Origin of the sequence: Pollutimonas sp. M17, assembly GCF_025836975.1 — a bacterium.
Classification (GTDB): Bacteria; Pseudomonadota; Gammaproteobacteria; order Burkholderiales; family Burkholderiaceae_B.
Map to the genome: position 1 here is coordinate 114970 of NZ_CP107548.1, position 24892 is coordinate 139861.

Sequence of the window (24892 nt, forward strand, 5' to 3'; positions counted from 1 at the left end):
TATTGTAGCGTAGTTGGCCGCTATGTGGGAAAAACGATTTTCAGGCATAGTGGCAGTGCGGCGACAAGCTGCTGTAATACGCCGATCACTTTTCCCCGGAAAGCGCCAATGAAAAGACTCTTCCTGCTTGTAGTGCTGCCTTGCCTGTCGGTGCTGCTGGCCGGCTGCGGCTACAACGACATCCAGCGCCTGGACGAGCAGGTCAAGACGGCCTGGTCGCAAACCTTGAATCAATACGAGCGCCGCGCCGAACTGGTGCCCAAGCTGGTCAATTCGGTCAATGCCTATATGGTCAACGAGCGCGCGGTGCTGACGCAGGTCACCGAGGCCCGCGCCAAGGTGGGCTCGGTGCAGATCAGCGCGAACGACCTGGAGAATCCCGAACTGATGGCGCGCTTCGAGCAGGCGCAGGGCCAGTTGTCCTCGGCCCTGTCCCGGCTGATCGCCGTATCGGAAAACTACCCGCAGCTGAAAAGCGATGGCTTGTTCCGCGACCTGATGACCCAGCTGGAAGGCACTGAAAACCGCATCGCCACCGAGCGACGGCGCTATGTCCAGGCCGTGCAGGACTACAACCTGATCGTGCGGCAGTTCCCCACGCTGATCACCGCCAAGATTTTCGGCTACCAGGTCAAGGAGAACTACGGTGTTTCGAAGCAGGATGAAATCACCCGGGATCCCGAGGTCAAGTTCAGCCTGCCGGAGCCGGGCAAGCCCTAGCCCGGATGCCTGTCCTGGCTTCGGCGGATGCCGGAACAACCCAAGGAGATTGAATGATCGCCGTGCCGCGGAGCGTGCTGCCATTATTGCTGCTGTTGTTGTCGCTGGTCTGCTGGCCCGCCGCGCATGCGGCGCAAGTTCCTGTGCCCGAAATCAGCGCCTGGGTTACCGATCAGACCGGCACGCTCGATTCCAACACCAGAACGCATCTGAATACCGTGCTGGCCGATCTGGAAAAGCGCAAGGGCGCCCAGATTGCCGTCCTGCTGGTTCCCACCAGCGGCGAGGACACCATTGAAGACTATGCGCGCCGGGTTTTCGATAAATGGCGCATCGGCCGCGCCAAGGTCGACGACGGCATTCTTTTCGTGGTGGCCAAGGATGACCGCCGCTTGCGTATCGAAGTCGGCTATGGGCTGGAAGGCGCCGTCCCCGATCTGCTGGCCGGACGCATCATCCGGGAACAGGTCACGCCCCGATTCAAGCAGGGCGATTATTCAGGCGGCGTGGTAGCCGGCGTCGACAGCCTGGTGGCGCTGGTCGAGGGCGAGGCGCTGCCGCCGCCTGCCGCGACAGCCGGCGCTGCGGAACCGGATGACGAATCGCCCTTCGTCATGCTGGCGCCGCTGGCGGCAATGAGCTTTTTCATGCCGGCGGGGTTCGCGGCGTTCGCGGCCGGCATCTTCGTTTTCCTGATGTTCGAAAGCGTGCTCATGGGCGTGCTGGGCGCGCTTGCCGCATTCATCCTTAGCCGCATAGGACGCAAGTTCGGCGCCGGAGGCCGAGGCAGCTCGGCGCGCGCTTCGCGGCGCGGCGGCGTGGTGGGCGGGCTCGGCGGTTTCGGCGGTGGTTTTGGTGGCGGCTTTGGCGGCGGAGGCGGTTTCGGTGGCGGGGGAGGCTTCGGCGGCGGAGGTGGCGGCGGCGGGGGCGGCAGCGGTGGAGGCGGCGCCTCGGGCAGCTGGTAGCCGCGCCGGCCCGCATCCGGGCCGGATCAACTCACATGGGAGCAGCAGTGCATCAACGTTCCGGTAAATGGAAGGAAGCAACAGGCTGGGCCGCCCTGGAAGGACACTGGCTGCGCCGCAGGCATTTCACGTCCGAGGTGCTGGGGCGCATTGCGGAGCGCATCGCGGAAGGCGAACTGGACCATACCGGCGAACTCATGGTGGCCATAGAAGCGGTCAGCCCCGTGCATGAGCCCGATAGCCTCCAGAGGGCGCTCGAGGTGTTCGGCCGCCTGCGGGTATGGGATACCCCCTTGAATACCGGCGTCTTGCTGTACCTGGCGCTCGACAAGCACCGCATGCACATCATCGCCGATCGCGGCATTGCCGCGCCCGACGATCTCTGGCAACAGGTATGCGAACGTCTGCAGGGCCGTTTCCAGCAAAAAAATTACGTCGAAGGCATGCTTGCGGCGATCGATGAGATCGAGTCCATACTTCGCACGTGCAGCGCCGCGCTGCCCGATGGGGCGGGGCGCACCAACGATTTGCCTGATCGGCCGATACTGCTTTAGGATCCGTCGGCGCTAAAACGAAAGCCCGCCGGGGGGCGCGGCGCTCGAACCCATCGGGCCCGGACGGCCGACGGCCAGCTTGCGCGTCAACGCTTGCACGACATCGCGATGCCGGGCGCTGGCCTGATAGTTATCGGCCAAGGTCGACCACTGAGGCTGGCTGCGCGCCTCCAGCAGTTCGTCGGGCAGCTTCCCGCTGCGCCAGCCGTCGGGGTCCGCCTGCTCTTGCGGCGTCAGCGCGGGGCTGCCGGCTATCTCTATCGGCGCCTGCGCGGCATGCCCGCGCGCTTCGAGGGCTTCAAGAAGCGCCAGCTGGCGCAAGGCCAGCAAACGCAGCACGGCATCGTCCACGCTGACTTCCTGGTAGCCCTTCAGCTTGCCCAGCACGCGCTTGCCCAGCTTGTCGGCGCCTTGCCATAAGCCGCCCGCCGCCGCGCCCAGCAAGGTGGCGGCGCCCAGGCTCAAGCCCGCCGTGAACGCGTCCAGGGTCGCGCCCGCCATGGCGCCCGCGGCCATGCCTTTGCCCACATGTATGCCGACGTCTTTCAGCGCTTGCGGATGGAACAGATCCATGCCCCAGCGCTCGCCTTCCAGCGGCAGCGTATGAGCGGGAAAGTCATGGCTGCGAAAGTTGTAGCGCTTGAGCAGCGCCGCGACGCAAGCGGCCTCGCGCTCGCGTATGGACCGGCGCAGCGCTGCGGTGGCGGCTTGCACGGCATCGTGGTCGGGCGGACAGCTCAGGCGAAGCGCCGCGGCGTCGACCAGCAGTTCGGCGATCAGCCGCAAGGCATCGGCATGGCGGTCTGCGCGCTGCCGGATCACGTCGTTCTTCAGGGCCATCAGGGGCGCGGCATGCCTGTCCAGCAGCAGGGCCAGCTTATCGTAAAGCTGTGCCTCCCCATCCAGCGCGGGAGCAATGGTGTCGAACTCCACGATGGCATGCAGGCCAAGGCGACCCAGCGCTTCGCGCCAGGACGTCAGGCGCTGCTCGGGGCTGCGGGTGAAGTTCAGCACCGGCAGCAGCGGATGGCCGCAGCCGGCCAGTATGGCCAGCTCATCCTTGTGCTTGCCCAGCACCGGATCGCGGACGTCGACCACGTACAGCCCCGCGTCGCACTCCAGCAGCTTGTGCAGCACTCTGGCTTCCTGCTCGAAGCGGCGGCGGCTTTCGGGGCTGTCCAGGAAGCGGCGTATGCGCTCGGGGCCATCCGTGCGTGTCCCCGGCGCGGCGAGTTGGTCCAGGTAGTCCAGCAGGGCAATGCCGTCTTCCATGCCGGGGGTGTCGTAAAGCTCGACGGCGGCCTGGCCGTCCACCAGCAGGCGGGCGCCTTCGACGTGACGCGTGGTGCCGGGGTTGTCGTCCACCTGGCCGAACCGCGGGTTGCGGGTCAGCGTGCGCAGCAGGGACGTCTTGCCGGTGTTGGTGTGGCCGACGACGGCCAGCTTCAGTGCCTGCTTAGGGTCCGGCATGCGCATTCCTTGCCTCGCGGCCCTGGGCGGGCGTGCCGGCCAGCCAGTCCAGCGCGGGAGCCAGGTCCGTGTGGATCTGCTCGGGGGCGAAGCCGGCGGCCAGCAGCCTGTCTTGCCAGGTCGATGCCCGTGCCGCATTGGATGGGCCCAGGCCGAGCAGGGCCACATGGCCGCGTCCCGCCAGCCCCGCCAGATCGGCCAGCAGGGCGATTACGCCGCGGTCGGGCGTCTGCTGGGCATCGCAGGCCATCAGCATTCTTTCGGGAGGCCGCGCCTGAAGGTGGTCGAGCAGTCTCTTGCGTTGCGGGCGGCTGTCCACGACGCCCAGGTCGGCCACGGCCGCGGGCAGGTCCATGGGCGGCCACGGCCGGTCGGAAGGAAGTTCGATGCCCACGAGCAGGGGCTGGTCCCCCAGCGGAAAGGCATGTTCCGCTGGCTGGATGTGCGCCTGGAAAGCGGGCCCCGAAGGGGCGTCGATGCCGGCGTTTTCGCTGGCGGGCGACAGCCGGTCGCGCAATTCGGCATAGCCGGGCAGGCCGGGATCGAGTTCGATGGCGGCAAGCCTGCTTTTCACGATCAGCAGGCTGAGGATCGTACCGGCCAGGCGCGGCAGCAGTCCATAGACCACCACGCAGGCGATGAGCCAGCCGGACCACAGGGCCTGGGCCGATTCGGGCAACTGCTGCAGCCCGTCGCTGGCGCGTATGATGGCTTCGGACGGCATGGCGAACCCCAGTTTTGCGGGCAGCCAGCCCAGCGCCGTGGTGATCGTGACGAAGGCATCCGGCGAGAGCAGCGTGGTTTCCCAATTGAAGCTGTAGCGTCGGGCCGACAATATGCCCAACAGGGCCAGAACGAGGCTGCCCAAGGCAATGGACCAAAGGGCATGGCTGATCCCGCCCAGCAGCCAGCGCAGGGCGCCGGCCCGGCTAAGCACTTCCATGAGTGCGCGCGGCACCAGGGCGGCATCGGGGCCGCGGGCCAGCTTGCGGGTCAGCCAAAGCCAGCATGTGCCGAGCCAGGTGGCGCTGGCGGGAGTCCGTGCCGCAAAGCTCAGCAGCCAGAACAGGAAGGACAGGACGTTGAGGCCCAGCAGCGCCGCGAGAGCCAGCAACAGATTCACCGGCCGGCTGCCATCGCCCAGCGCGCCCAGCGCCGCGCCGGCCCCGGCCAGCAAGGCGATCAGGCACAGGCCGGTCAGGGCCAGACGCGAACCCTGCATCCATTGCTGAATAAGCTGATCCAGCTTCTCGCGCCGCCCCAGGTGACGGGCGCGCGCGAGCACGCGTTGCGCGAATTCCCCGCCTTCGGCGCGGGCGCGCCTGACTTCCATGGCGTCTTCCAGCGGTCCCCACAGCGCTTCGCGCAGCCTCAGGGTTTCCGCCATCCAGTAGGCGCGCAGGCTTGGCGAGCGCAGCGCCCCGGATGCGCCGGCGTCAGGCATCCGTATATGCGCCGGCGGCCGGATCGCCGAACCAGGTTCCCAGCTTTTGCCGCGCTTGAGCCTTGACTTCGGGGGTGATGTAAAGGGCCACGGTCGCCAGCGCGGCGGTCATGACGCTCAGGTCGTCGGTATAGCCGATGAGCGGCGCGAGATCGGGAATGGCGTCCAGGGGGAAAATAAAGTAGCCCAGCGCGCCATAGATGACGCGCTTGGCCCATTTCGGCGTGTGCTCATTCTGTACCGCATAGTACAGGTACAGCGCTTTTTCCAGCGCGCCCCGGCCGATGGACCGGGCGCGGGGGCCCAGCTTCTTCCAGAAGCGGCTTGTCGAATAAGCGCTCCGGTAGCGGAAAGTGTTCATAATGCCTCCAGAGGGCGCCAGGACCCATTGCGGGAACAGGCCGTGGCCGATTGCCTATTGTATCGGCCGCCACGCCTTTGCGTCGGCGCCGGCGGCAGGGAGCCCGCGTCAAAATGAAAGGCGCCCGGAATGCACCGGGCGCCCGCCGCGCCGTATTGCCCCCACTGCGGGGGCGGCTGAACGCCTCAGCTTTTCCTGGCGATCAGGCCGTAGATGAACAGAACGATGATGGCGCCCACGATGGAGCCTATCCAGCCCGCGCCTTCGCCGGGCTGGTAGATGCCCATCGCGCCGCCCAGGTAGCCGGCGACGACCGAGCCGATGATACCCAGGATGATGGTCAGGATGATGCCCAGCTTCTGGTCGCCCGGCATAATGGCCCGGGCAAGCAGGCCGACGATAAAGCCAACGATGATCATGCTGATAATACCCATGGCAATCCTTTGAAGTGGAAAACGGTTGGACAGCAACGCTACTGCCTGCCGCTTATCATAGAGACGCCAGGATTTCGAGTCCAGCGCGCCGGGCCCATTTTGGTATCCAGACGTTAAATCATTGAAGGAGAGCGCAGCCTGCGGCGCTACATGGCCTGCTGTGCCGCCGCGTCTTCCAGGTCCAGGCCCTCGCGCGACAGGAAATCAAGGCCCGGCATCAGGGAAAGCAGATGCTTGGTGTAGTCGTGCCTGGGATCGGAAAACAGCGTTTCGGTCTCGGCCACTTCCAGAAGTTCGCCGTGGCGCATGACGCCGACCCGGTCGCACATCTGCCGGATGACGGGCAGGTCGTGGCTGATGAACAGTATCGTCAGCCCCAGGCTTTCCTGCAGGTCTTTCAGCAGATTGAGGATCTGCGCCTGTATCGATACGTCCAGCGCCGAGGTGGGCTCGTCGCAGATCAGGAAGCGTGGCCGCGTCGCCAGCGCCCGCGCGATGCAGATGCGCTGGCGCTGGCCGCCCGAGAACTCGTGCGGGAAGCGCGCCAGCGCCTGGTCGCTCAGGCCGACATAATCGAGCAGCCCGCTGACGATCTGGCGGGTAAGCGCCTCGGTGTTGGCCAGCTTGTGAAAGCGTATGGGCTCGGCAACGATGTCCAGGATGCGCATGCGGGGGTTCAGCGACGAAAACGGATCCTGGAAAACCATCTGGATCTGGCGCCGGAAGGAATTGAGCATCTTCTTGTCGTCAAGCTGCGTGACATTGACGTTGTTGAAGTGCACGGAACCGTAGCTGGTCTGGTACAGGCCGGCAATCAGGCGGGCGATGGTCGACTTGCCCGACCCGGATTCGCCGACCAGGCCGAAGACCTCGCCCTCCTTGATGGAGAAGCTGACGCCCTTGACGGCGTCCAGCGTAATGCGGTTCTTCTTGAGAAATGAATTGCGCAGGACGAAGCGCATGCCCAGGTCCGATACCTGGACCAGGGGCTTGTCCGACTTGCCGCCGAAGTTTCGCTGCTGCCCCATCCAGCGCGTTGCGGTGGCCAGGTTGTCTTTCCTGACGTTTTCCTGGACGCCCTCGATATACGTCACCATGGGGAATCGGCGCAGCTTGATGTCCGAGCGCGGCACCGCCGAAATCAGGCTTTTTGTGTACAGGTGCTCGGGGCTGCCCAGTACCTGGCGCGTCGGCCCTTCCTCGACCAGCTTGCCGCGGTACAGCACGGCAACCCGGTCCGTGATCTCGGCAATGACGCCCATGTCGTGGGTGATGATGATCATGCCGACCTGCTTTTCCTTGCACAAGGCGCGCAGCAGGTCCAGTATCTGCGCCTGGATGGAGACGTCCAGCGCCGTGGTGGGTTCGTCGGCGATGATGACTTCGGGTTCGCAGCACAAGGCCAGGGCGATCACCACCCGCTGGCGCATGCCCCCCGAAAATTGATGCGGGTACTGGTCGAGCCGCAGCTCGGGCTGCTCGATGCCGACGCTGGTCAGAAGCTCGACGGCGCGCTTGCGGGCCTGGTGCTGGCCGATGCGCAGGTGAACTTGCATGCTTTCGATCAATTGATCGCCGACGGTCTGCAAGGGGTCCAGCGACGTCAGCGGATCCTGGAAGATCATGCCGATGCGTCGCCCGCGGACCTCGCGAAACGCATGAGGGGGAAGCTGGTCGATGCGCTGGCCGTTCAGCAGCACCGTGCCCCGGGTCATCTTTCCGGGCGGCTCCAGCAGCCCGATGACGGCATTGCCGATGGTGGACTTGCCGGCTCCGGACTCGCCCACCACACCCAGGATCTCGCCTTTCTCCAGCGACAGGCTGACGTCCTGAATGGCCACCACATTGCCGTGGCGGCTCGAAAATTCGATGTGCAGGTTCTCGATGTCCAGTAATGCCATGCGTACGACTCAGCGAAGCTTGGGATTGAGCGCGTCGCGCAGCCAATCGCCCAGCAAATTGACCGATAAGGCAAGCAGCACCAGCGCAATGCCCGGGAAGATGGAGATCCACCAGTCTCCGGAAAACAGATAGCTGTTTCCGATGCGTATCAGGGTGCCCAGCGAAGGGGTGGTCGGCGGGATGCCGACGCCGAGAAACGACAGGGTCGCCTCGGTGATGATGGCCACGGCCAGGTGTATGGTGGCGATGACAAGCACGGGTCCGAGCACGTTGGGCAGGATATGGCGCCGCAGGATGGTGAAGGGCCGCATGCCGATCAGGCGCGCGGCCTGCACGTACTCTTTGTTGCGCTCGACCATGGTGGCGCCGCGCACCGTGCGGGCATACTGAACCCAGCCCGAGATGCCGATGGCGAAAATAAGCACGTACAGCGAAAGGCTGTCATGCAGGTGGCGCGGCAGCAGGCCGCGGGCAATGCCGTCGATGAGCAGTGCGATAAGGATGGCGGGGAAGGACAGCTGCACGTCGGCGATGCGCATGATGACGCTGTCGACGCGGCCGCCGGCATAGCCGCTGATCAGGCCCAGCGAGACGCCGACCACCAGCGAGAACAGGACCGACGCCAGGCCCACCAGCAAGGAGATGCGCGATCCGTACAGGATGGCGGACAGCATGTCGCGCCCCTGATCGTCGGTGCCCAGCAGGAAGCGCGAATCGCCGTCGGCGGACCAGATGGGCGGAATATTGGCGTCCAGCAGGTCCAGGGTGGCCAGGTCGAAGGGGTTGTGCGGCGAAACCAGGGGTGCGAACAGGGCGCCCAGGCAGATCAGCAGCGCCACGACCGCCGAAACGATGGCCGTGGGCGAATGGCTGAAGCTGTAGAAAATGTCGCTGTTATAGGCGCGTGACAATACATTCCGGGTCATTGTTCTGGCCTTCTAGCTTTTTTGCACGCGCAGGCGCGGGTCGACGGCAAAGTACAGCAGGTCGACGATAAGATTGATGATCACGAAAAAGAAAGCGATCAGCAACAGATAGGCGGCCATGACAGGGATGTCGACCGAGCCGATGGACTGGATGAACAGCAGGCCCATGCCCGGCCACTGGAACACCGTTTCCGTGATGATGGAGAATGCAATGATGGAACCCAGCTGCAGGCCGGTGATGGTAATGACGGGAACCAGCGTGTTCTTCAGGGCATGGCGGAAATTGATCATGCGCTCGGGCAGGCCGCGGGCCCGGGCGAACTTGATGAAGTCCGTTTGCAGGACCTCGAGCATTTCGGCGCGCACCAGCCGCATGATCAGGGTCATCTGGAACAGCGCCAGCGTAAAGGCCGGCATGATCAGCGATTGCCAGCCGCTTTTCGTAAGAAAACCCGTGGACCACCAGCCCAGGTCGACGACGTCGCCCCGGCCGAAACTGGGCAGCCAGCGCAGCATCACCCCGAAGAACAAAATCATGAGTATGCCGATCAGGAAGGTCGGCAGCGAGATTCCGATCAGCGACAGGGTCATGAAGCTGCGCGACAGCACGCCGTCGCGCCGCAGCGCGGTGTAGATGCCCATGGGTATGCCCAGGAACAGCGCGATCACGGCCGACGCGAAGGACAATTCCAGCGTCGCCGGCATGCGGCTCTCGATGAGCTCGCTGACCGGCCGGCGCTGGCGGTAGGACATGCCGAAATCGCCCTGGGCCGCATTGCCGATGAAGCGGAAGTACTGGATCAGGAAGGGATCGTCCAGGCCCAGCTGCCTGCGCAGTTCGGCGCGCTGCTCCAGCGTGGTGTCTTGCCCGACCATGTTGTTGATCGGGTCACCCACGTAGCGGAACATGGCAAACGCAATGAAGCCGACGGCGAGCATCACGAAGATGGACTGGAATACCCGCCGTGCAATGAAGTTGAGCATCGGCGTTTACGGCATGACCACGTTGCGGATGTCGAGCACGTCGTCGGCACGCTGCGCCACCTTGATGCCCTTGCGCACGCCCCAGGACATGGGTTGCTGGTGCAGGGGCAGGTAGCCGTAATCGTTGTGGAGCATGGTGAATGCTTCCTTGATCATGGCGTTGCGCTTGGCCTGGTCGGTTTCGACGTCGATCTTGGCGATCAACGCGTCGATCTCTTTGTTGCAATAGCCGCCCAGGTTGAACTGCCCCGCCGCCGTCTTGGAATCGCGGCAGGCCACCAGGTTGGTCAGCGAATTGGCCGCGTCGATGGAGCTGGGCGTCCAGCCCAGCAGATACATGCTGGTGTTGTTGCCGGCCTGCAGCAGGACCTTGGCGAAGTACTTGGACTTGGTCTGCGCCAGCAGGTCGATCTTGATGCCTATGCGCGCCAGCATGCTTGCCACCGCCTGGCAGACCTTTTCGTCATTGACGTAGCGGTCGTTGGGGCAGTCCAGCTGAACGGTGAAGCCGTCGGGGTAGCCCGCGTCGGCCAGCAGCTTCTTGGCTTTTTCGATGTCGGTCTTGTACGGCGCGCCGAAGGATTCGTCGTAGCCGTTGATCTTGTCGGCGATGAGCGTGCCCAGCGGCTTGGCCGCGCCGCGCATGATCTTCTGGTTGATGACCTTGGTATCGACGGTCAGGTCTATGGCCTGGCGGACGCGCTTGTCCTTGAACGGGTTCTTGCCCTTTATATTGGAGAACAGCAGTTCGTCGCGGTGCTGGTCCATGCCGATGAAGATGGCGCGGGCTTCGGGTTCGTTCAGGACCTGCACGTTGGGTTCGCTTTCAAGGCGCGGCCAGTCTTGCACGGGAACCGGCATGACCAGATCCATCTCGCCCGAGATCAGCGCGGCCACGCGGGTGGATTCCTGCGAGATGGGCTGGAAGGTGATCTCGGTGACGTTGGTGGCGATATCCTTGTTCCAGTAGCCGTCGAAGCGCTTGAGCGTGGTTTTGACGTCGGGCTGGCGGTCCACGATCATGAAGGGGCCGGTGCCGTTCTCGTGCAGGTTGGCGTAGTTGCTTTCGCCGCCTTTCACGTTGGTGGCTTCGGTGGTCTTGTTCTTTTCGGCCCATGATTTGCTCATGATGTACAGGAAAGTCCAGTCACGGGGCAGGATGGGGTTGGGCGTGGGCGTGGTGACTTCCACCGTGTGGTCGTCGATCTTCTTGATGTCGGCGGCTTTCGCGCCATAGCCCTTCATGTCGGAGCCCTGGGTCAGGCTGCGCTTCCAGGAGAAAATGACGTCATCGGCCGTGAACGGGCTGCCGTCGTGGAACTTCACGCCCTTGCGCAAATGGAATATCCACTTGGTGGGCTCGGGGTTTTCCCACTTTTCGGCCAGTTGCGGAACCAGCTTCAGGTCTTTGTCGTAGGCGGCCAGGGTTTCATAGAACCAGCCCTGGAAGCCCAAGGTAAAGGTTTCGTTCAGCGACATGGGGTCCAGCGACATCATGTCGCCCTGGTAGGCCCAGCGCAGCGTCTTGGCATCGACCGATTGGCCAAGGCCTACGCTAAGCGCCAGCGTGGCGGCTATGGCGGTGTGCTTGAAAAATTTTGATAGCTTCATTCCTTGTCTCCTGCCCTTGATGATTTACTGTTGGGACACGTAAGTTGTAGCGGCAAGCTGAAGGCCGCCGCGGCGGCCTTCGGGACCGGACGAATCAGCTTGCCAGTTGATCCGTCAGTTTTTCCAGGAAATGCTCGCAAGCGGTCACTTGCGATACATCGATATATTCATTCGGCTGGTGGGCCTGGTCAATGGAGCCGGGCCCGCAAAGCACGACGGAAAACCCGCGCTCCTGGAACTGGCCGGCTTCGGCGGCGTAGGGCACGACGTCGCCGTGCGCATGGCCGCAAAGGCCGAACACCAGGTCCTGGGCGATGCCGCCCCGGTCTTGCAGCGGCGGCGCGTCGGCCAGGATTTCAGTGCTGATCGATGCGGCGGGGGCGATGGCCTTCATGGCCGGCAGCAGGCTGTCGGCATAGGCCTGGAAGCGCTCCAGGTAGCGGCGCCAATCGTCGCCCGGCAAGCTGCGGATGTCCCACGTGAATGTGCATTCGCGCGAAATGATGTTTAGCGCCGTGCCGCCATGCACCACGCCTACGTGCAAGGTGGTGTAGGGCGGCTCGAAGCGGCAGGCGGGATCGGTGGCGGCCTTGTTCTCGGCCATCATGCCGTCGATGAAGGCAATCAGCTTGGCCGCGGTCATGACGGCGCTGACGCCGCGCTGGACTTGGCTGGAATGGGCCTCGTGGCCGATGACGGTGGTGCGCAGGGCGGCGATGCCCTTGTGGGCCACGATGGGCCGCATGCTGGTGGGCTCGCCCACGATGACGGCGCTGGGTTTGGCGATATCGGTCAGCAGCCTGTCTATCATCGACGGGGCGCCGAAACAGCCGATTTCCTCGTCATAGCTGAGGGCGAAATGGATGGGGCGCCTCAAGCCTTTCTTGATCAGGTCCGGGACCATGGCCAGCGCAATGGCGGAAAAGGCCTTCATGTCGCAGGTGCCGCGGCCATACAGCCGCCCGTCTTTTTGCACCACGGTGAAGGGGTCGGTATCCCAGGGCTGGCCATCGACCGGAACCACGTCGGTGTGTCCGGAGAGGACGATGCCGCCTTCCACGTCGGGCCCCACCGTGGCGAACAGATTGGCTTTGGTCTGTTCGGCATTGGCCACCAGGTGGCTTTCCACGCCGTGCCCGGCAAGATAATCGCGAATGTAATGGATCAGTTCGAGATTGGAATTGCGCGACACGGTATCAAAACCGATAAGCGCGGTAATCATGTCGAGCGACTGGGGCTTCACAGCGCGTATTCTCCAGGTTCAGCGATTCAGGGGCAGCAGCCGACCGATGTTAGCGAAGTCATGCTTTAAACGTCAATGATTCGGAGCTTGGGGTATGCCCTCACATCGCCGCTTTTGCGCCGGCTGCCCGGCTGCCTTTACTTGAACTTCGAAATACATTTGATAATCATTCTCATTGTTATAAAATGCCGTGCCCGACTCGCTGGCGGCGGGCATCCCATAATAACGAGGCGTATTGGAAATGAAATCCGGATCAGGGCGCGGCTGGCTCGCGTTATTTATCTTCATGGCGGGCATGCTGGGCCTGCTGCCCGCCGCGCATGCCGCATCCGCCCTTTTCATTACGACCGGCAACGTTCCGCCGGGAAAGTTCAAGGCGCTGGAAAGCATTGCCTTGAAGCATGGTCTGCAAATCGATGTGCGCTATCTGGATGAGCTGCCCGCCGACGTGGATGCGGGCCTGTTCGAGGGGCGCGACATCGTATTTGTGGACACCTACCAGCAAGACGCCGTGCGGGCCAAGCTGGTGCGCGCCTTGCCCGGCCTGCGCATTCCCCTGGCCTGGGTGTACGACAAGGCGCCCGGCGGCATCAATATGCCCGACGACCTCGCGCGGCGGCTGGCGTCCTACTATTCGAATGGCGGGCAGGAGAACTTCTCCGGCTTCTTTGCGACCGCCGCCGCCTTCCTGGCGGGCAAGCCCGCCGTCGGCGTGGCGGATCCGGTGGAGTTTCCCGAGGCCGCCGTCTACCATCCGGACGCGCCGGGCACATTGTTTTCCGACCCCCTGGAATACATGAAATGGAAGGGGGTGGATCCGGCGGACCCTCAGCGCCCCCCGGTCATCGGCATCGCATTTCATCAGCAGTACGTGTCGGCCATGCAGACCCGCCTGATCGACGCGCTGATAGAGCGCGTGGAGAAAGCGGGCGCCGTGCCGCTGGCCTATTACCATTCCACCTCGGACGCCACGGCCAATCTGCGCATGCTGGCGCCGGGCGGATTGCGCCTGGCCGATGCAATGATCAACACCCGCATCATGCTGAGCACGGAAGGCCCGCGCAAGGAATTCGAACAGCTGGGCATTCCGGTCGTGCAGGCGACGCCCTACCGCCGAGGCGACGAAGCCCAGTGGCGCGCGGATCCCCAGGGCGTGCAACTGATGGATGTGCCGTTCTATCTGGCGCAGTCCGAGTTCACCGGCATCATCGATGCGCAGATCGCATCCGCCTTCGGGAAAGAGGAAGGGCAGCTTCTACCCATCGCCGGGCAGTTGCAGGCAGTGGTCGACAAGGCCCTGCGCCTGGTCGCGCTTCAGCGCAAGCGCAATGCCGACAAGGCCGTCACGGTCTTCTTCTGGAATTACCCGCCGGGCGAAAAAAACCTGTCGGCGTCCTTTCTGAACGTTCCGGAAAGCATGACGGGCGTCCTGCAGGCCATGAAAGAGGCCGGCTACGATACGGACGTGCCGCAAGAGTCGGAGCTGGTTGAAAAATTGCAGCGCCTGCTGGCGCCCCTATATCGCGATGCCAAGCTGCAGGACCTGCTGGACGACGGCTTGGCCGACCGGCTGCCAGTGGACGACTACCGGAAATGGCTGGAGAGCCAGCCGGATGACGTGCGCCGGGCCATGCTGGACCGATGGGGCGATCCGGCCGACTCGTCCATGGCGATACGCGAAGGCGGGCAGGCCTGGTTCGTGATTCCGCGGCTGCTGCTGGGCAAGGTGGCCATCATGCCGCAGCCGCCGCGCAGCGAGAAGTCGGAAGACCGGGAAAAGGCCCTGTATCACTCCACCACGGCGCTGCCCACCCACTTCTATCTGGCTGCCTATCTGTGGGCGCGCGAGCGGCGGCATTCGGATGCCTTCATCCATTTCGGCACGCATGGTTCTCAGGAATGGATGCCGGGCAAGGAGCGCGGCCTGTCCGTGCACGACTACCCCATGCTGGCGGTGGGCGACGTTCCGGTGGTGTACCCCTATATCGCCGACAACATCGGCGAAGCGCAGCAGGCTCGGCGCAGGGGGCGGGCGGTGATCGTCAGCCACCAGACGCCGCCGTTCCAGCCGGCCGGCATGCACGATGCGCTGACCGCCATGCACGATCTGCTGCACCAGTGGCTCGCCCAGGGCGAGGGCGCGGTAAAGGAGCAGATCAAGGCCGACCTGCTGGGCCGCGCGCGCACGGAGCGCATCATTCTGGACCTGGGCTGGACCGACGAGCGCGCCGCCGCCGAATTTCCGGCCTTCATCGACCTGCTGCACAGCCATCTACACGAACTCGCCCATTTGGCGCAGCCCCTGGGCCTGCATACGCTGGGCCAGGCGCCCCGGATCGATCACCGCCTGGCCACGGTGCTGCTGATGCTGGGCCAGCCGTTCTGGGATGCGGCCGCCAGCCATGCCGGCGTGGCGCAGGACCAGCTGGACGAGGTCCTGGCCGTCGATTACGAAAAACTGGACAGCTCCATTCCCTACGAACTGCTCAAGCGCGTGGTGGTGGATGGACAGGATCCGGGTCCGATGCCCGATGGATTGAAGTCCATGCTGGAGCAGGCGCGTGGCTGGTACGCCGACATCGGCGCGGAGCACGAACTGCCCGCCGTCCTGGATGCGCTGGCCGGACGCTATATACCGACTTCCTACGGCGGCGACCCCATCAAGAATCCCGACGCCTACCCCACGGGGCGGAATCTTTACGGCTTCGACCCGTCGCGGGTGCCCACGCAGCAGGCCTGGGCGGCGGGTAAGGAAGCCGCGGAGCAATTGCTGGCGGCGCACAAGGAACAGTCGGGCCAGACTCCCCGCAAGCTGGCTTTCTCGCTGTGGTCGGTCGAGACCATGAGGCACCAGGGCCTGCTGGAAGCCCAGGCGCTATGGCTGATGGGCGTGGAGCCCGTCTGGGACAAGGGAGGCCGCGTCGTCGATGTGAAGCGGGTGGAGCGCGAGGCGCTGGGCCGCCCCCGCGTGGACGTGGTGCTGTCCGCCACCGGACTGTACCGCGATCATTTCCCCAATGTGTTGAAGCAGCTGGCGCGCGCCGCCCAATTGGCCGCGCAGGCCGAGGAAGCCGACAATCCCGTCGCCGCCAACGCCCAGGCCATCGCCCAGCGTCTGCTCCAGCAGGGGGCCACCGCCCAAGAGGCGAATCTGGCGGGACAGACGCGCATCTTCTCATCCGCTTCGGGGCAGTACGGCACGGGGCTGGACGATGCCACGCTGGCGACCGACAGCTGGACGGGCAAGGAAGAGGGCGACAGGAAGCTGGCCGCACTGTACTTGTCGAAGATGCAGTTCGCCTATGGACCCGATGAGTCCAAATGGGGCTCCGCCGGCGCCGCGGGCGGCAGCGCCGTGAACCTGTATGCGGAGCAGTTGAAAGGTACGGAAGGGGCTGTGCTGTCGCGCACGTCCAATACCTACGGCATGCTGACCACCGACGATCCCTTCCAGTACCTGGGCGGCCTGAGCCTGGCCGTTCGGGCGCTGGACGGCAAGCCGCCCGAACTCTATATCTCCAACCTGCGGGGCGGCGGTTCGGGCAAGGTGGAGGGCGCGGCCGGTTTCCTGTCCAAGGAGCTGGCAACGCGCCAGTTCCATCCTGGCTATATCAAGGCGCTGATGGAAGAGGGCTATTCCGGCACGCTCAGCGTGCTGGACGCCACCAACAACCTGTGGGGCTGGACCGCCGTGGCCCGCGAGATCGTGCGCGACGACCAATGGGAGGAAATGGCCAACGTCTATGTGCGCGACAAGTACGAACTGGGCCTGGAGGAGTGGTTCGAGAAGGAAAACCCTCATGCCCTGGCACAGACGATAGAGCGGATGCTGGAAGCGGCGCGGCAGGAATACTGGAACGCCGATCCAGCCACGGTCAGCGAGCTGAAGGCCCGCTACCAGGACCTGGCCGCGCGCTTCGATGTCCATAGCGACAATCCGAAGTTCCTGGAGTATGTGGCCACCGGCACGCCGGCGGCACCCGTCGAACTGCCGCCGGCGCGGCAGGACGCCGCAGCCGAGCCGAGCGCCGCGCCGCCCAGCCAGGTTCCCGACGCGTCGACGCCGCCGGAGCAGGTCGAGCAGGTGACGGGCATGCAGCTGGAGAAAGTCGAGCCGGGCCAGGCGCCGGACGATTATTCGCTTCACCTGGTGCTGGCCCTGCTTCTGCTGGTGTTCGCATCGGGCGCCTTGCGCCAGGCCTGGCCGGCGCGGGCAAGGTATTCATAACGCAGTCAAACGAAAAAATTGAAAAGGTAAATCAAGCATGAGCCAGTTGTTGGAGCAATTGATGTATCAGGTCGGACAGGTCTTCCTGATTCCCACCCTGGTGGCGATCTCGGTCCTGTTTCTGTATTCGCTGTATGCGCTGGGGGCGTTCGCCGTCGCGTACTTCCAGCGCAGGGGGCATGTCATCGGCGCGCAGTCCCATGCCTTGCGCAGCTACGAACTGCTGCGCTGGGCGCGGGCCCATCCCGGTTCGTCGGACGACGATCTGGATGTCGCGGCCCATCGCCTGCTTGAAGTGCCCCGCGTGACGACCCGGGTCACGCCCATGCTGGGCCTGGTGGCGACGATGATCCCCATGGGGCCCGCGCTGAAGGCCTTGTCGGATGGCAATCTGGCGTCCGTTTCCGAAAACCTGGCCATTGCCTTCTCGGCCGTGATACTGGCCTTGATCGCCGCGTCCATCACCTATTGGATCGTATCCATCAAGCGCCGCTGGCTGGCCGAGGAACTGGCCTGGCTCCAGGCGGCCCAGGCCGCGGCCGCAGGCCCGGATGGGAAGCTGGCATGAAATTCCTGGACGAAACCGAGTCCGACGATCCCATTCTGTCCGTCGTCAATCTGATCGACATTTTTCTGGTGATCATTGCCGCGCTATTGATCACGATCGCGCAGAATCCGCTGCTGGACCCTTTCACCAAAAAAGACGTTACGATAATCACCGATCCCGGCCAGGACAGCATGGAGATGATCGTCAAGAAAGGCGAAAAGATCGAACGCTTCAAGGCCAACGGCCAAACCGGCCAGGGAGAAGGATCCAAGGCCGGCGTGGCCTATCGCATGAAAGACGGTACCGTGGTGTACGTGCCCGAGCCGGGGGCGGCCGACTAGTTCCGGCGCCGGCGCGGGCCCGCCTCGATGCCGCAGGCAAGGAGCCCATATGGAGCAAGCCCGGATGGCGGCGCCCCCGGACGCCGAGGCGGACGAGCGCGCGCCGCAGCGTATTTTTTTCGGCCTGTGGCCTTCCGCCGACGTGGCGGCGCGGATCATGGAATGGGCGCGCGAGGCCCACGCCGTGTGCGGCGGCCGCATCATGCGTCCCGAAAACCTGCATCTGACCCTGGCATTCCTGGGCGGCACCCCGGCCGGGCGGGTGGCCGAACTGGTCCGCGCCGCGCCGCACTGGCCGGTACGGACGGGAGCCGTGGGCTTGAGCCGCTTCGGGCGCTTTACGGGGCCGCGCATCGTGTGGGCCGGGCCCGACCGCGCGGACGTCCGGCCCGCGGATTGGCTGGACGCCCTGCACGACGACCTCTGGACCCGCCTGGAAGGCATGGGCTGGACACGCCCCGTCATGGCCTTCCGGCCTCATGTCTCCTTGCTGCGCAAGGCGGGCGCCGGCGATGTGCAAAGCCTGCGGCGCCCGCCCATCGTCTGGACGCCGGAACGCTGCGTCCTGGTGGCGTCTTCGCCCGGCCCGGAAGGCTCCAGCTACCGCGAGCTGGCGCGTTTGCCCATGCGCCCGGACTAGGCCGCCCGGGCCGCCGGCCCGCTAGGCATCAATATTGCTGACCGTCGGCTATTGCTCAGGAGGCCCAGTCATGCAGCTACAAGGATCTTGCCATTGCGGTGCCGTTCAGTTCACCGTATCCAGCGTCAACCCCTACCCTTATCAACGGTGTTACTGCTCCATCTGCCGCAAAACGCAAGGCGGAGGCGGTTACTCCATCAATCTTTCGGCCGATGCGCGGTCCATGAAGGTAAGCGGCGCCGACCAGATAACGGTGTATCACGCCATGTTGCCCGGCGCCGGCGACAGCCGCCACGCCAGTGCCGCCGAGCGCCATTTTTGCAGCCGCTGCGGCAGCGGCTTGTGGCTCTTCAGCCCCGAGTGGCCGGAGCTCATCCATCCCTTCGCCTCGGCCATCGACAGCAATCTTCCGATTCCTCCGGAGCATACGCATTTGTTTCTCGATTCGAAGGCGTCCTGGGTGGAGATGGAAATGCATCCCGGGGACAAGATGTTTGGCAGCTATCCAGAGGAATCGATAGCGGACTGGCATGAGCGGCTGGGCCTGGGCGCGGGCTGAGCGCCGGCCGGTACGCCCATTCATTGCACAAGGAGAAAATCATGGCATCGCGCAAAGACGATCCCGACACCCTGCCGTCGACCAGGGATAGAGAGTTTGAAGAAGAGGCCAGCCTGCTGAAAACCGGCAGGACCGAGCCGGCCCTGGGACCCAGCGATTCGTCGGATTCGGGCAACGACCTGCCGGCCAGCATGCCCGATACCGACAGCGACCGCCAGAATACGGGCGAGCGGCCTCAGGTGGAGAACACGGGAGAAGGGCCGCTGGAAGAAGATGTGGAGCCCGACAAGATCGTTCCCGCGGACGCTGCGGGATTGGCCACGTCGCCGCCGGATCCGGAGCGCAACGGAGGCTAGCCCCAGCGGGTTTCGGAAGGCATGAAAAAAGCCGGCGCCTGCAGAGGCAGGCGCCGGCCGCGTCGCGAAGGCCGATCGGCAAAGGCGGCTTGCCGCCTTTGCCGGCCCAGGCGAGCTTACTCGATCTTGATGCCGGCGTCGTCGACGACTTTCTGAATCGAAATCGTGTCTTCGCGGATCTGCTTGGCGAAGTCGGCGGGGGATCCGCCGCCTGCTTCGGCGCCCTTGTCGGCCAGGACTTTCTTGACCTCCGGAATCTGCAGGATCTGGTTGATGTTTTCATTCAGCTTCTGGGCGATCTCGGGCGGCATACCCTTGGGGCCCACGACACCGAACCATTGCCCCATGGTGACATCCGGATAGCCCGATTCTTTCATTGTGGGCACGTCGGGCAGCAGGGGAATGCGTTTGGGGCTGACGACGGCGATGCCCACCAGCTTGCCGGCCTTGATATTGGGCACCATCAGCGGCGGGGAGTCGACGTTCATGTCCACTTCACCCGAGAGCAGGTCGTTCAGTGCCTGGGCGCTGCCCTTGTAGGGAATATGCAGCAGCTCGATGTTGGCGGCCTTGCCGAATTGCGCGGCGGCCAGGTGCTGAGAGCTGCCGACGCCCGACGATGCATAACGCAAGCTTTTCTTCTTGGCCAATGTCATGAACTCGTCCATGTTCTTCACGCCCAGCTTGGGCGTGACCGTCAGGATCAGGGGCGTGCTGGCGACCATGGCCACCGGCGTGAAGTCCTTGTTCACGTCGTAGGGCAGGTCTTTGTACAGGGCCGGCGCGGTGGCATTCGAATTGGAGTGCGCCAACAGCAGGGTATAGCCGTCGGGTGCCGACTTGGCGACCATGTTCGCGGCAATGGTACCCGCGGCGCCCGGTTTGTTCTCGACCACGAAAGTCTGGCCCAGGCGCTGTTCCAGGTGCCGGGAAAGCAGGCGCGCAACCACGTCGGTGAAGCCGCCGGGGCTGAAGCCCACGATCACGGTGACGGGTTTGTCCGGATAGGCGGCTGCCTGGGCGGTGGCGCCCACTGTTGCCATCAGGGCAACGGCAAGTGCGCCGGCAATACGATTTTTGATCATGTCTTCTCCTTATGTTTTTGAACTACGGGTAATGAAACTATAAGTCAGTGCGGGCCAGCGCGCGCTCACGGGTTTGGTCCAGGTCGGGCGGCGGCGGGAATCGCCGGTCCCACTTGCCTGCCTTCATGACCTGGCCGGGCACGTCGTGCCCCACCATGTCCGCCATCTGGCGGGCGCAGGCGATAAGCCTGTCCAGGTCGGTTCCGGTATTCAGGCCCATGCTGTGCAGCATGTGGACCAGGTCTTCAGTGCTGATGTTGCCGGTCGCGCCGGGCGCATACGGACAGCCGCCCAGGCCCGCCAGCGAGCTGTCGTAGCGGTCTATGCCGGTGGCCAGGCCCGCCAGCACATTGGCCAGGCCCATGCCGCGCGTATTGTGAAAATGCAGTGTCAGTTCCAGCATGCTCCAGCGCTGCGCCAACCCTCGGCACAGCGATTCGACCTGCGCGGGATTGGCCATGCCGGTCGTGTCGCAGATGGTGATGCCCTGCGCACCGCGCTCGGCGAAGAAGTCGCCCAGGCGCAGGACTTCGTCGGCCGGAACATCGCCCTCCATGGGACAGCCGAAGGCCGTGGAGATGGAGATGTTGACGTCGACCTGGCCCGACATCTCGTCGATGATCTGCGCCAGCACCGCCGCCGACTGCTTGCGCGTCATGCGGGTATTGGCAAGGTTGTGGGTCTCGCTGGCGGACATGACCAGGTTGATTTCATCGACGCCGCATTCCAGCGCCCGCTGCGCGCCGCGCATATTGGGCGCGAGGCATACATACTTGACCCCGGCCGTGCGCTCTATGCCTTGCATCACCAGTTCGGCATCGCGCAGCGCGGGGATCGCCTTGGGCGACGTGAAGGAAGTGGCCTCGATCTTGGACACTCCGCTGCGGCTGATCGCATTGAGCATCGCGATCTTTTCTTCCGTGGGAACGAAGACCGGCTCGATCTGAAGGCCGTCGCGCATCGATACGTCATGGATGTGGATGCGGCGTGGCGCGTTTTCCAGGATGGACGCGCCGTTCTGAGCGTTGGCGTGCAGCGTCGTCATCAGATGACCTCCAATTGCTTGAGTTGCGCGATCTGGTCTTCGCTGAAGCCCGATTCCCGCAGCACCTGTTCGGTGTGCTGGCCGAGCTGGGGTCCGCCCCCTTCGAATCGGCCCGGCGTGGCGCTCAATTTCGGCACGACGCCCGGTACCTTCAGGGCCGAGCCGTCGTCCAGCGTCACCTCGCGGATCATTTCGCGGGCCAGGTAGTGCTCGTCTTCGACGATATCCTTGATGGTGAATATCCGGCCCGCGGGAACACCGGCCCTGGCCAGGTCGTCGAGCGCCTCGTCGATGCTTCGCTGGCTGCTCCATTGCCCGATGGCCTCGTCGATCCGGGCCATGTTGGCCACCCGTCCGGGGTTCCGGGCCAGGGCGGGTTCCTTGGCCAGGTCTTCACGCCCGATCAAGTCCATGAGCCTGGGGAAGATGCTGTCGCCGTTGCCGGCGATAAGGAAATAGCTGCCGTCCTTGCTGGGGTAGGCGTTGGTGGGGGCGATGCCCTGCAGGGCGCTGCCGGCCGGCTCGCGCGTGACGCCCAGCCGGTCGTATTCGGGCACGGCGCCCTCCATCATGTTGAAAACCGATTCATACAGGGCCACGTCGATGACCTGGCCCTTGCCGGAATTGGCCAGGCGGTTGTACAGCGCCATCATGATGCCGATGACCCCATGCAGCGCCGAGAGCGAATCGCCGATGCTGATGCCCGGACGCACCGGCCGCTGGCCCGGCTCGCCCGTGATGTAGCGGAATCCGCCCATGGCTTCGGCGACGACGCCGTAGCCGGTGCGGTCGCGCAAGGGGCCGGTCTGGCCGTAGCCCGAGATGCGCAGCATGATCAGGCCGGGGTTCTCGCGGGAAAGCGACTCGTAGCCCAGGCCCCATTTCTCCATGGTGCCCGGCCGGAAGTTTTCGATGACGACGTCGGCTTCCAGGATCAGTTTGCGGACGATTTCCTGGCCTTCCTTCTGGCGCAGGTCGATCGCCACGGATTTCTTGTTCCGGGCCTGCACATGCCACCACATCGAGGTCTTGCCGTCCTCGGTGCGCCATGAGCGCAAGGGATCGCCCTGGCGGGGCGGCTCTATCTTGATGACGTCGGCGCCGAAGTCGCCCAGTGTTTTTCCCGCAAAAGGGCCGGCAATGAGGCTCCCCATTTCGATGACGCGTATGCCATCCAGAGGTCGTTGATTCATGCTGTGTGTTCCGCAAACTTGATGGATCTGGTGAAGAGGGATGCGTCCCATCATAAGAAGCGCCGCCCGCCCTGTGAAGCGATACTTTATCAAGTCAGCCATCTCTTGTGGAGATGGCTAAAGCATTCTTCCAGAGGGAAGCAGGCTGGCGGGCCGGCATGCAAGGCGATCAGATTAGGGTTTTCCGCGATGGCTGGCGCCGGCCAGATGCTCGCGCAGCAGGCGGGCCAGCAAGGGCAGGAACTCGACCGGTTTGCTGATCAGCGTCAGGCGTCGGCGCGCCCAGGGCTCGGCCAACGGGCGGGCCACCAGCCCTTCGGTGTGCAGAAAGGGATCCACGCTGCCTTTGGGCAGTATGCCGATACCCAGGTTTTGCGCCACCATGCGGCGCAGGCCGTCGAAGCTGGTCGCCTGTATGCGCAGGCGCAAGGGCATGTCCGACTGCTTTGCCGAAGCGACCAGCGTTTCGCACAGGGACGAGCCGCGCGGCAAGGCCACGTGGTCGTACTCCAGGGTTTCCGAAAACCGTACGCTGTCCTTGAGCGCCAGCGGGTGGCCCGGGGGCATGATGAGCATGAGCTCATCGATGCGATACAGGCAGGTGTCCAGTCCTTCCAGCGGGCGCTGCGGGACGAGGATGCCCAGGTCCGCCTCGCCGCCGGCCACCAGTTTGTGGACGGTCTCGCTGGTGTGTTCTTCCAGGTCTATCTTGACGGTGGGGTGCATCTTCAGGAAATCGGACAGGTCCTGGGGAAGGAACTGGACGATGGTCGACGTATTGGCCACCAGCCTGACCTGGCCCTTGACGCCGTTTGAATAATTGCTCATGGCGCTGTCCATGGCGCTCAGGTCCGCCAGCACGCGGCTGGCATGCTGCAACAGCTCCACCCCCGCCTGGGTCAGCTTCACCCCGCGGCGGTGGCGATAGAACAGGTCGGCGCCTATGGATTTTTCCAGTTCCGATATCCGTTTGCTGATGGCCGATGCCACGGTGTGCTCCTTCGCCGCCGCCTTGGCGATGGATCCCTCCTGGGAAACCGTCACGAATACCTTGAGCGTCTGGATGTCGTATTTCATAGGGCGGAAGGGGGCGGCAGGGATGGCGCTGTTTTGGGTTGGCTGGTTGCGGCCGGAAGGCCGGTGAGCGGTGGCAACAGCCGATTTTACCGGCCATTGCGGTTCTGGCCGGCAGAGGCGGCGCGCGTTCGCCGGAAATCCGTTTTCAACAAAATACGATTTCTGTTAGATTGGCTCGTTTGCCATAGACATGCATTGGGCGCGGCCCGGGGCGCGAAGCCTTGGGCGCCGACATGCAGTCAGCGCTGGAGCCCCGTTTTGGACATAAAGGAACTAAAAAGTTTTTGCATGGTGGTCAAGCTGGGAAGCTTCTCGAAAGCATCCAAAGCCCTGGTCCTTGGGCAGCCGGCGGTTTCCAAGCACATCCAGCGGCTCGAGGCCGAACTGGGCCGGCCGCTGCTGGAAAGGGGCGCGCGGCCCCTCAAGCTGACCGCGGCGGGCAGCAATCTGTACCGGATGGCCGAACCGTTCGTGGAAGGCCTTGCCACCCTGGACAGCCGCTCGCCGCTGGCCATGTCCTCGCCCATTACCGTTGCCGTGCCGCATGGCTTCATTGGCTATGTATTGCCGGAGGCGGCCCGCGATTTGCGCGATACGGTCCCGTCGGCCAGGATACGCGTCCTGTCCGGCACCAAGGAAGAGGTCTTTGAGCTGGTGCAGACCGGCGGCGCCGACTTTGCCGTCGCTCCGGACCCGGGCGCATCGCGACGCTTTGACTTTACGCCGCTGTACCCTTCCGAACGCGTACTCATCACGCCGGGCGATCATCCTCTTCTTGCGCAGCGGCCCACCTCTTTGAAGGACGTCGCCAAGTATCCGCTCATTCTGCCCCGTTTCCAGACGCAGACCCGGGCCTTGCTCGAAAGCGAATTCCGCAGGCTCCGGATTTCCTACGATATTGCCGTGGAATTGGACAGCATCGAGCTGCTCGAACGCTACGTGGAGCTGGGATTGGGTCTGGGAGTCGGCTTGCGCGGCGCGGCCGGCATGGAGTCCTGGGTCCGCCTGGGCATCGTCAGCCTCGCTCCCTTTCTGCCCTCCGAGATGATAGGCGTGGTGCGCAGCCGGGCGTTGCCGCTTTCGCAGCCCGCCACCGCGCTGATTGCCCGGATCCAGGACCTGGCCCGCGCCATGCCGGCCGCCACCCCGGCGTCTCGAGGGCGCCGCCGCTAGATCGCCCGCCGATCGGCCTGAAGGCCTTGCAAGC

At 64.3% G+C, this 24892-nt stretch carries 23 protein-coding genes; 10 read left to right on the plus strand and 13 right to left on the minus strand.

All coding sequences use genetic code 11. The features are described from left to right. Positions 1 to 108 precede the first annotated feature (108 nt). From OEG81_RS00490 to OEG81_RS00500, 3 genes are read left to right on the plus strand one after another with little or no spacing between them, the layout of a single operon-like run. Positions 109 to 720 carry a LemA family protein gene (locus OEG81_RS00490; protein ID WP_264130728.1) on the plus strand — a complete coding sequence of 204 codons (612 nt, stop codon included), beginning with the start codon at positions 109 to 111 and terminating at the stop codon, positions 718 to 720. Positions 721 to 773: 53 nt separating this feature from the next. Further along, positions 774 to 1685 carry a TPM domain-containing protein gene (locus tag OEG81_RS00495; RefSeq protein WP_264130729.1) on the plus strand — a complete coding sequence of 304 codons (912 nt, stop codon included), beginning with the start codon at positions 774 to 776 and terminating at the stop codon, positions 1683 to 1685. 47 nt (positions 1686 to 1732) lie between these two features. After that, positions 1733 to 2239 (plus strand): TPM domain-containing protein, encoded by a 507-nt coding sequence (locus OEG81_RS00500; protein ID WP_264130730.1) that lies wholly within the window; start codon positions 1733 to 1735, stop codon positions 2237 to 2239. Between the two features lie 12 nt (positions 2240 to 2251). Here OEG81_RS00500 and OEG81_RS00505 read toward each other — a convergent pair whose 3' ends face one another. From OEG81_RS00505 to argE, 9 genes are all read right to left on the minus strand, one after another. Beyond that, positions 2252 to 3709 carry a GTPase/DUF3482 domain-containing protein gene (locus tag OEG81_RS00505; RefSeq protein ID WP_264130731.1) on the minus strand — a complete coding sequence of 486 codons (1458 nt, stop codon included), beginning with the start codon at positions 3707 to 3709 and terminating at the stop codon, positions 2252 to 2254. Beyond that, on the minus strand, positions 3696 to 5153 hold the full coding sequence (locus OEG81_RS00510; protein ID WP_264130732.1) for a DUF2868 domain-containing protein: 1458 nt from the start codon (positions 5151 to 5153) through the stop codon (positions 3696 to 3698). Before OEG81_RS00510 ends, OEG81_RS00505 begins: the two co-directional genes overlap by 14 nt. Beyond that, positions 5146 to 5514, minus strand: a complete 369-nt coding sequence (locus OEG81_RS00515; protein ID WP_264130733.1) for a YkvA family protein — start codon at positions 5512 to 5514, stop codon at positions 5146 to 5148. Before OEG81_RS00515 ends, OEG81_RS00510 begins: the two co-directional genes overlap by 8 nt. A 185-nt stretch (positions 5515 to 5699) precedes the next feature. After that, the gene (locus OEG81_RS00520; protein WP_264130734.1) at positions 5700 to 5948 is read right to left on the minus strand and encodes a GlsB/YeaQ/YmgE family stress response membrane protein; all 249 of its coding nucleotides are present in this window, start codon (positions 5946 to 5948) and stop codon (positions 5700 to 5702) included. Between the two features lie 146 nt (positions 5949 to 6094). Further along, positions 6095 to 7849 carry a dipeptide ABC transporter ATP-binding protein gene (locus OEG81_RS00525; protein WP_264130735.1) on the minus strand — a complete coding sequence of 585 codons (1755 nt, stop codon included), beginning with the start codon at positions 7847 to 7849 and terminating at the stop codon, positions 6095 to 6097. Between the two features lie 9 nt (positions 7850 to 7858). After that, positions 7859 to 8776 (minus strand): ABC transporter permease, encoded by a 918-nt coding sequence (locus OEG81_RS00530; RefSeq protein ID WP_264130736.1) that lies wholly within the window; start codon positions 8774 to 8776, stop codon positions 7859 to 7861. 12 nt (positions 8777 to 8788) lie between these two features. After that, the gene (locus OEG81_RS00535; protein WP_264130737.1) at positions 8789 to 9760 is read right to left on the minus strand and encodes an ABC transporter permease; all 972 of its coding nucleotides are present in this window, start codon (positions 9758 to 9760) and stop codon (positions 8789 to 8791) included. Positions 9761 to 9766: 6 nt separating this feature from the next. Next, positions 9767 to 11371 carry an ABC transporter substrate-binding protein gene (locus OEG81_RS00540; protein WP_264130738.1) on the minus strand — a complete coding sequence of 535 codons (1605 nt, stop codon included), beginning with the start codon at positions 11369 to 11371 and terminating at the stop codon, positions 9767 to 9769. A gap of 94 nt (positions 11372 to 11465) precedes the next feature. After that, the gene (gene argE, locus OEG81_RS00545; protein WP_264130739.1) at positions 11466 to 12614 is read right to left on the minus strand and encodes an acetylornithine deacetylase; all 1149 of its coding nucleotides are present in this window, start codon (positions 12612 to 12614) and stop codon (positions 11466 to 11468) included. A gap of 241 nt (positions 12615 to 12855) precedes the next feature. Between argE and cobN the strand changes: the two genes are divergently transcribed. From cobN to OEG81_RS00575, 6 genes are all read left to right on the plus strand, one after another. Continuing rightward, a complete protein-coding gene (gene cobN / locus OEG81_RS00550) occupies positions 12856 to 16842 on the plus strand; it encodes a cobaltochelatase subunit CobN (protein WP_264130740.1) in 3987 nt (1328 codons plus the stop codon). A gap of 37 nt (positions 16843 to 16879) precedes the next feature. After that, positions 16880 to 17410 (plus strand): MotA/TolQ/ExbB proton channel family protein, encoded by a 531-nt coding sequence (locus OEG81_RS00555; protein ID WP_264130741.1) that lies wholly within the window; start codon positions 16880 to 16882, stop codon positions 17408 to 17410. Continuing rightward, positions 17407 to 17730: a DUF2149 domain-containing protein gene (locus OEG81_RS00560; protein WP_264130742.1), complete on the plus strand. Its 324-nt coding sequence runs from the start codon at positions 17407 to 17409 to the stop codon at positions 17728 to 17730. Before OEG81_RS00555 ends, OEG81_RS00560 begins: the two co-directional genes overlap by 4 nt. 49 nt (positions 17731 to 17779) lie before the next feature. Beyond that, positions 17780 to 18370 (plus strand): RNA 2',3'-cyclic phosphodiesterase, encoded by a 591-nt coding sequence (thpR, locus tag OEG81_RS00565; RefSeq protein ID WP_264130743.1) that lies wholly within the window; start codon positions 17780 to 17782, stop codon positions 18368 to 18370. Between the two features lie 70 nt (positions 18371 to 18440). Continuing rightward, the gene (locus OEG81_RS00570) at positions 18441 to 18929 is read left to right on the plus strand and encodes a GFA family protein (protein ID WP_264130744.1); all 489 of its coding nucleotides are present in this window, start codon (positions 18441 to 18443) and stop codon (positions 18927 to 18929) included. Between the two features lie 41 nt (positions 18930 to 18970). Then, complete coding sequence (locus OEG81_RS00575; RefSeq protein ID WP_264130745.1) at positions 18971 to 19285, plus strand: MatE family transporter; 315 nt, start codon at positions 18971 to 18973, stop codon at positions 19283 to 19285. Between the two features lie 116 nt (positions 19286 to 19401). Here the strand turns inward: OEG81_RS00575 and OEG81_RS00580 are convergent, their stop codons facing one another. The 4 genes from OEG81_RS00580 to OEG81_RS00595 all read right to left on the minus strand — a co-directional run bounded on the left by OEG81_RS00580 (position 19402) and on the right by OEG81_RS00595 (position 23685). Further along, complete coding sequence (locus OEG81_RS00580) at positions 19402 to 20370, minus strand: Bug family tripartite tricarboxylate transporter substrate binding protein (protein ID WP_264130746.1); 969 nt, start codon at positions 20368 to 20370, stop codon at positions 19402 to 19404. 37 nt (positions 20371 to 20407) lie between these two features. Then, complete coding sequence (locus tag OEG81_RS00585) at positions 20408 to 21415, minus strand: hydroxymethylglutaryl-CoA lyase (RefSeq protein WP_264130747.1); 1008 nt, start codon at positions 21413 to 21415, stop codon at positions 20408 to 20410. Then, positions 21415 to 22608 carry a CaiB/BaiF CoA transferase family protein gene (locus tag OEG81_RS00590; RefSeq protein ID WP_264130748.1) on the minus strand — a complete coding sequence of 398 codons (1194 nt, stop codon included), beginning with the start codon at positions 22606 to 22608 and terminating at the stop codon, positions 21415 to 21417. The genes OEG81_RS00585 and OEG81_RS00590 overlap by 1 nt, the downstream gene beginning before the upstream one ends. A gap of 174 nt (positions 22609 to 22782) precedes the next feature. Then, positions 22783 to 23685: a LysR substrate-binding domain-containing protein gene (locus OEG81_RS00595; protein ID WP_264130749.1), complete on the minus strand. Its 903-nt coding sequence runs from the start codon at positions 23683 to 23685 to the stop codon at positions 22783 to 22785. Positions 23686 to 23748: 63 nt separating this feature from the next. On the opposite strand from OEG81_RS00595, the gene OEG81_RS00600 reads away from it, so the two are divergent. Beyond that, entirely contained in the window at positions 23749 to 24858 is a 1110-nt protein-coding gene (locus OEG81_RS00600; protein ID WP_264130750.1) for a LysR family transcriptional regulator, read from the plus strand. Positions 24859 to 24892: the final 34 nt, after the last annotated feature.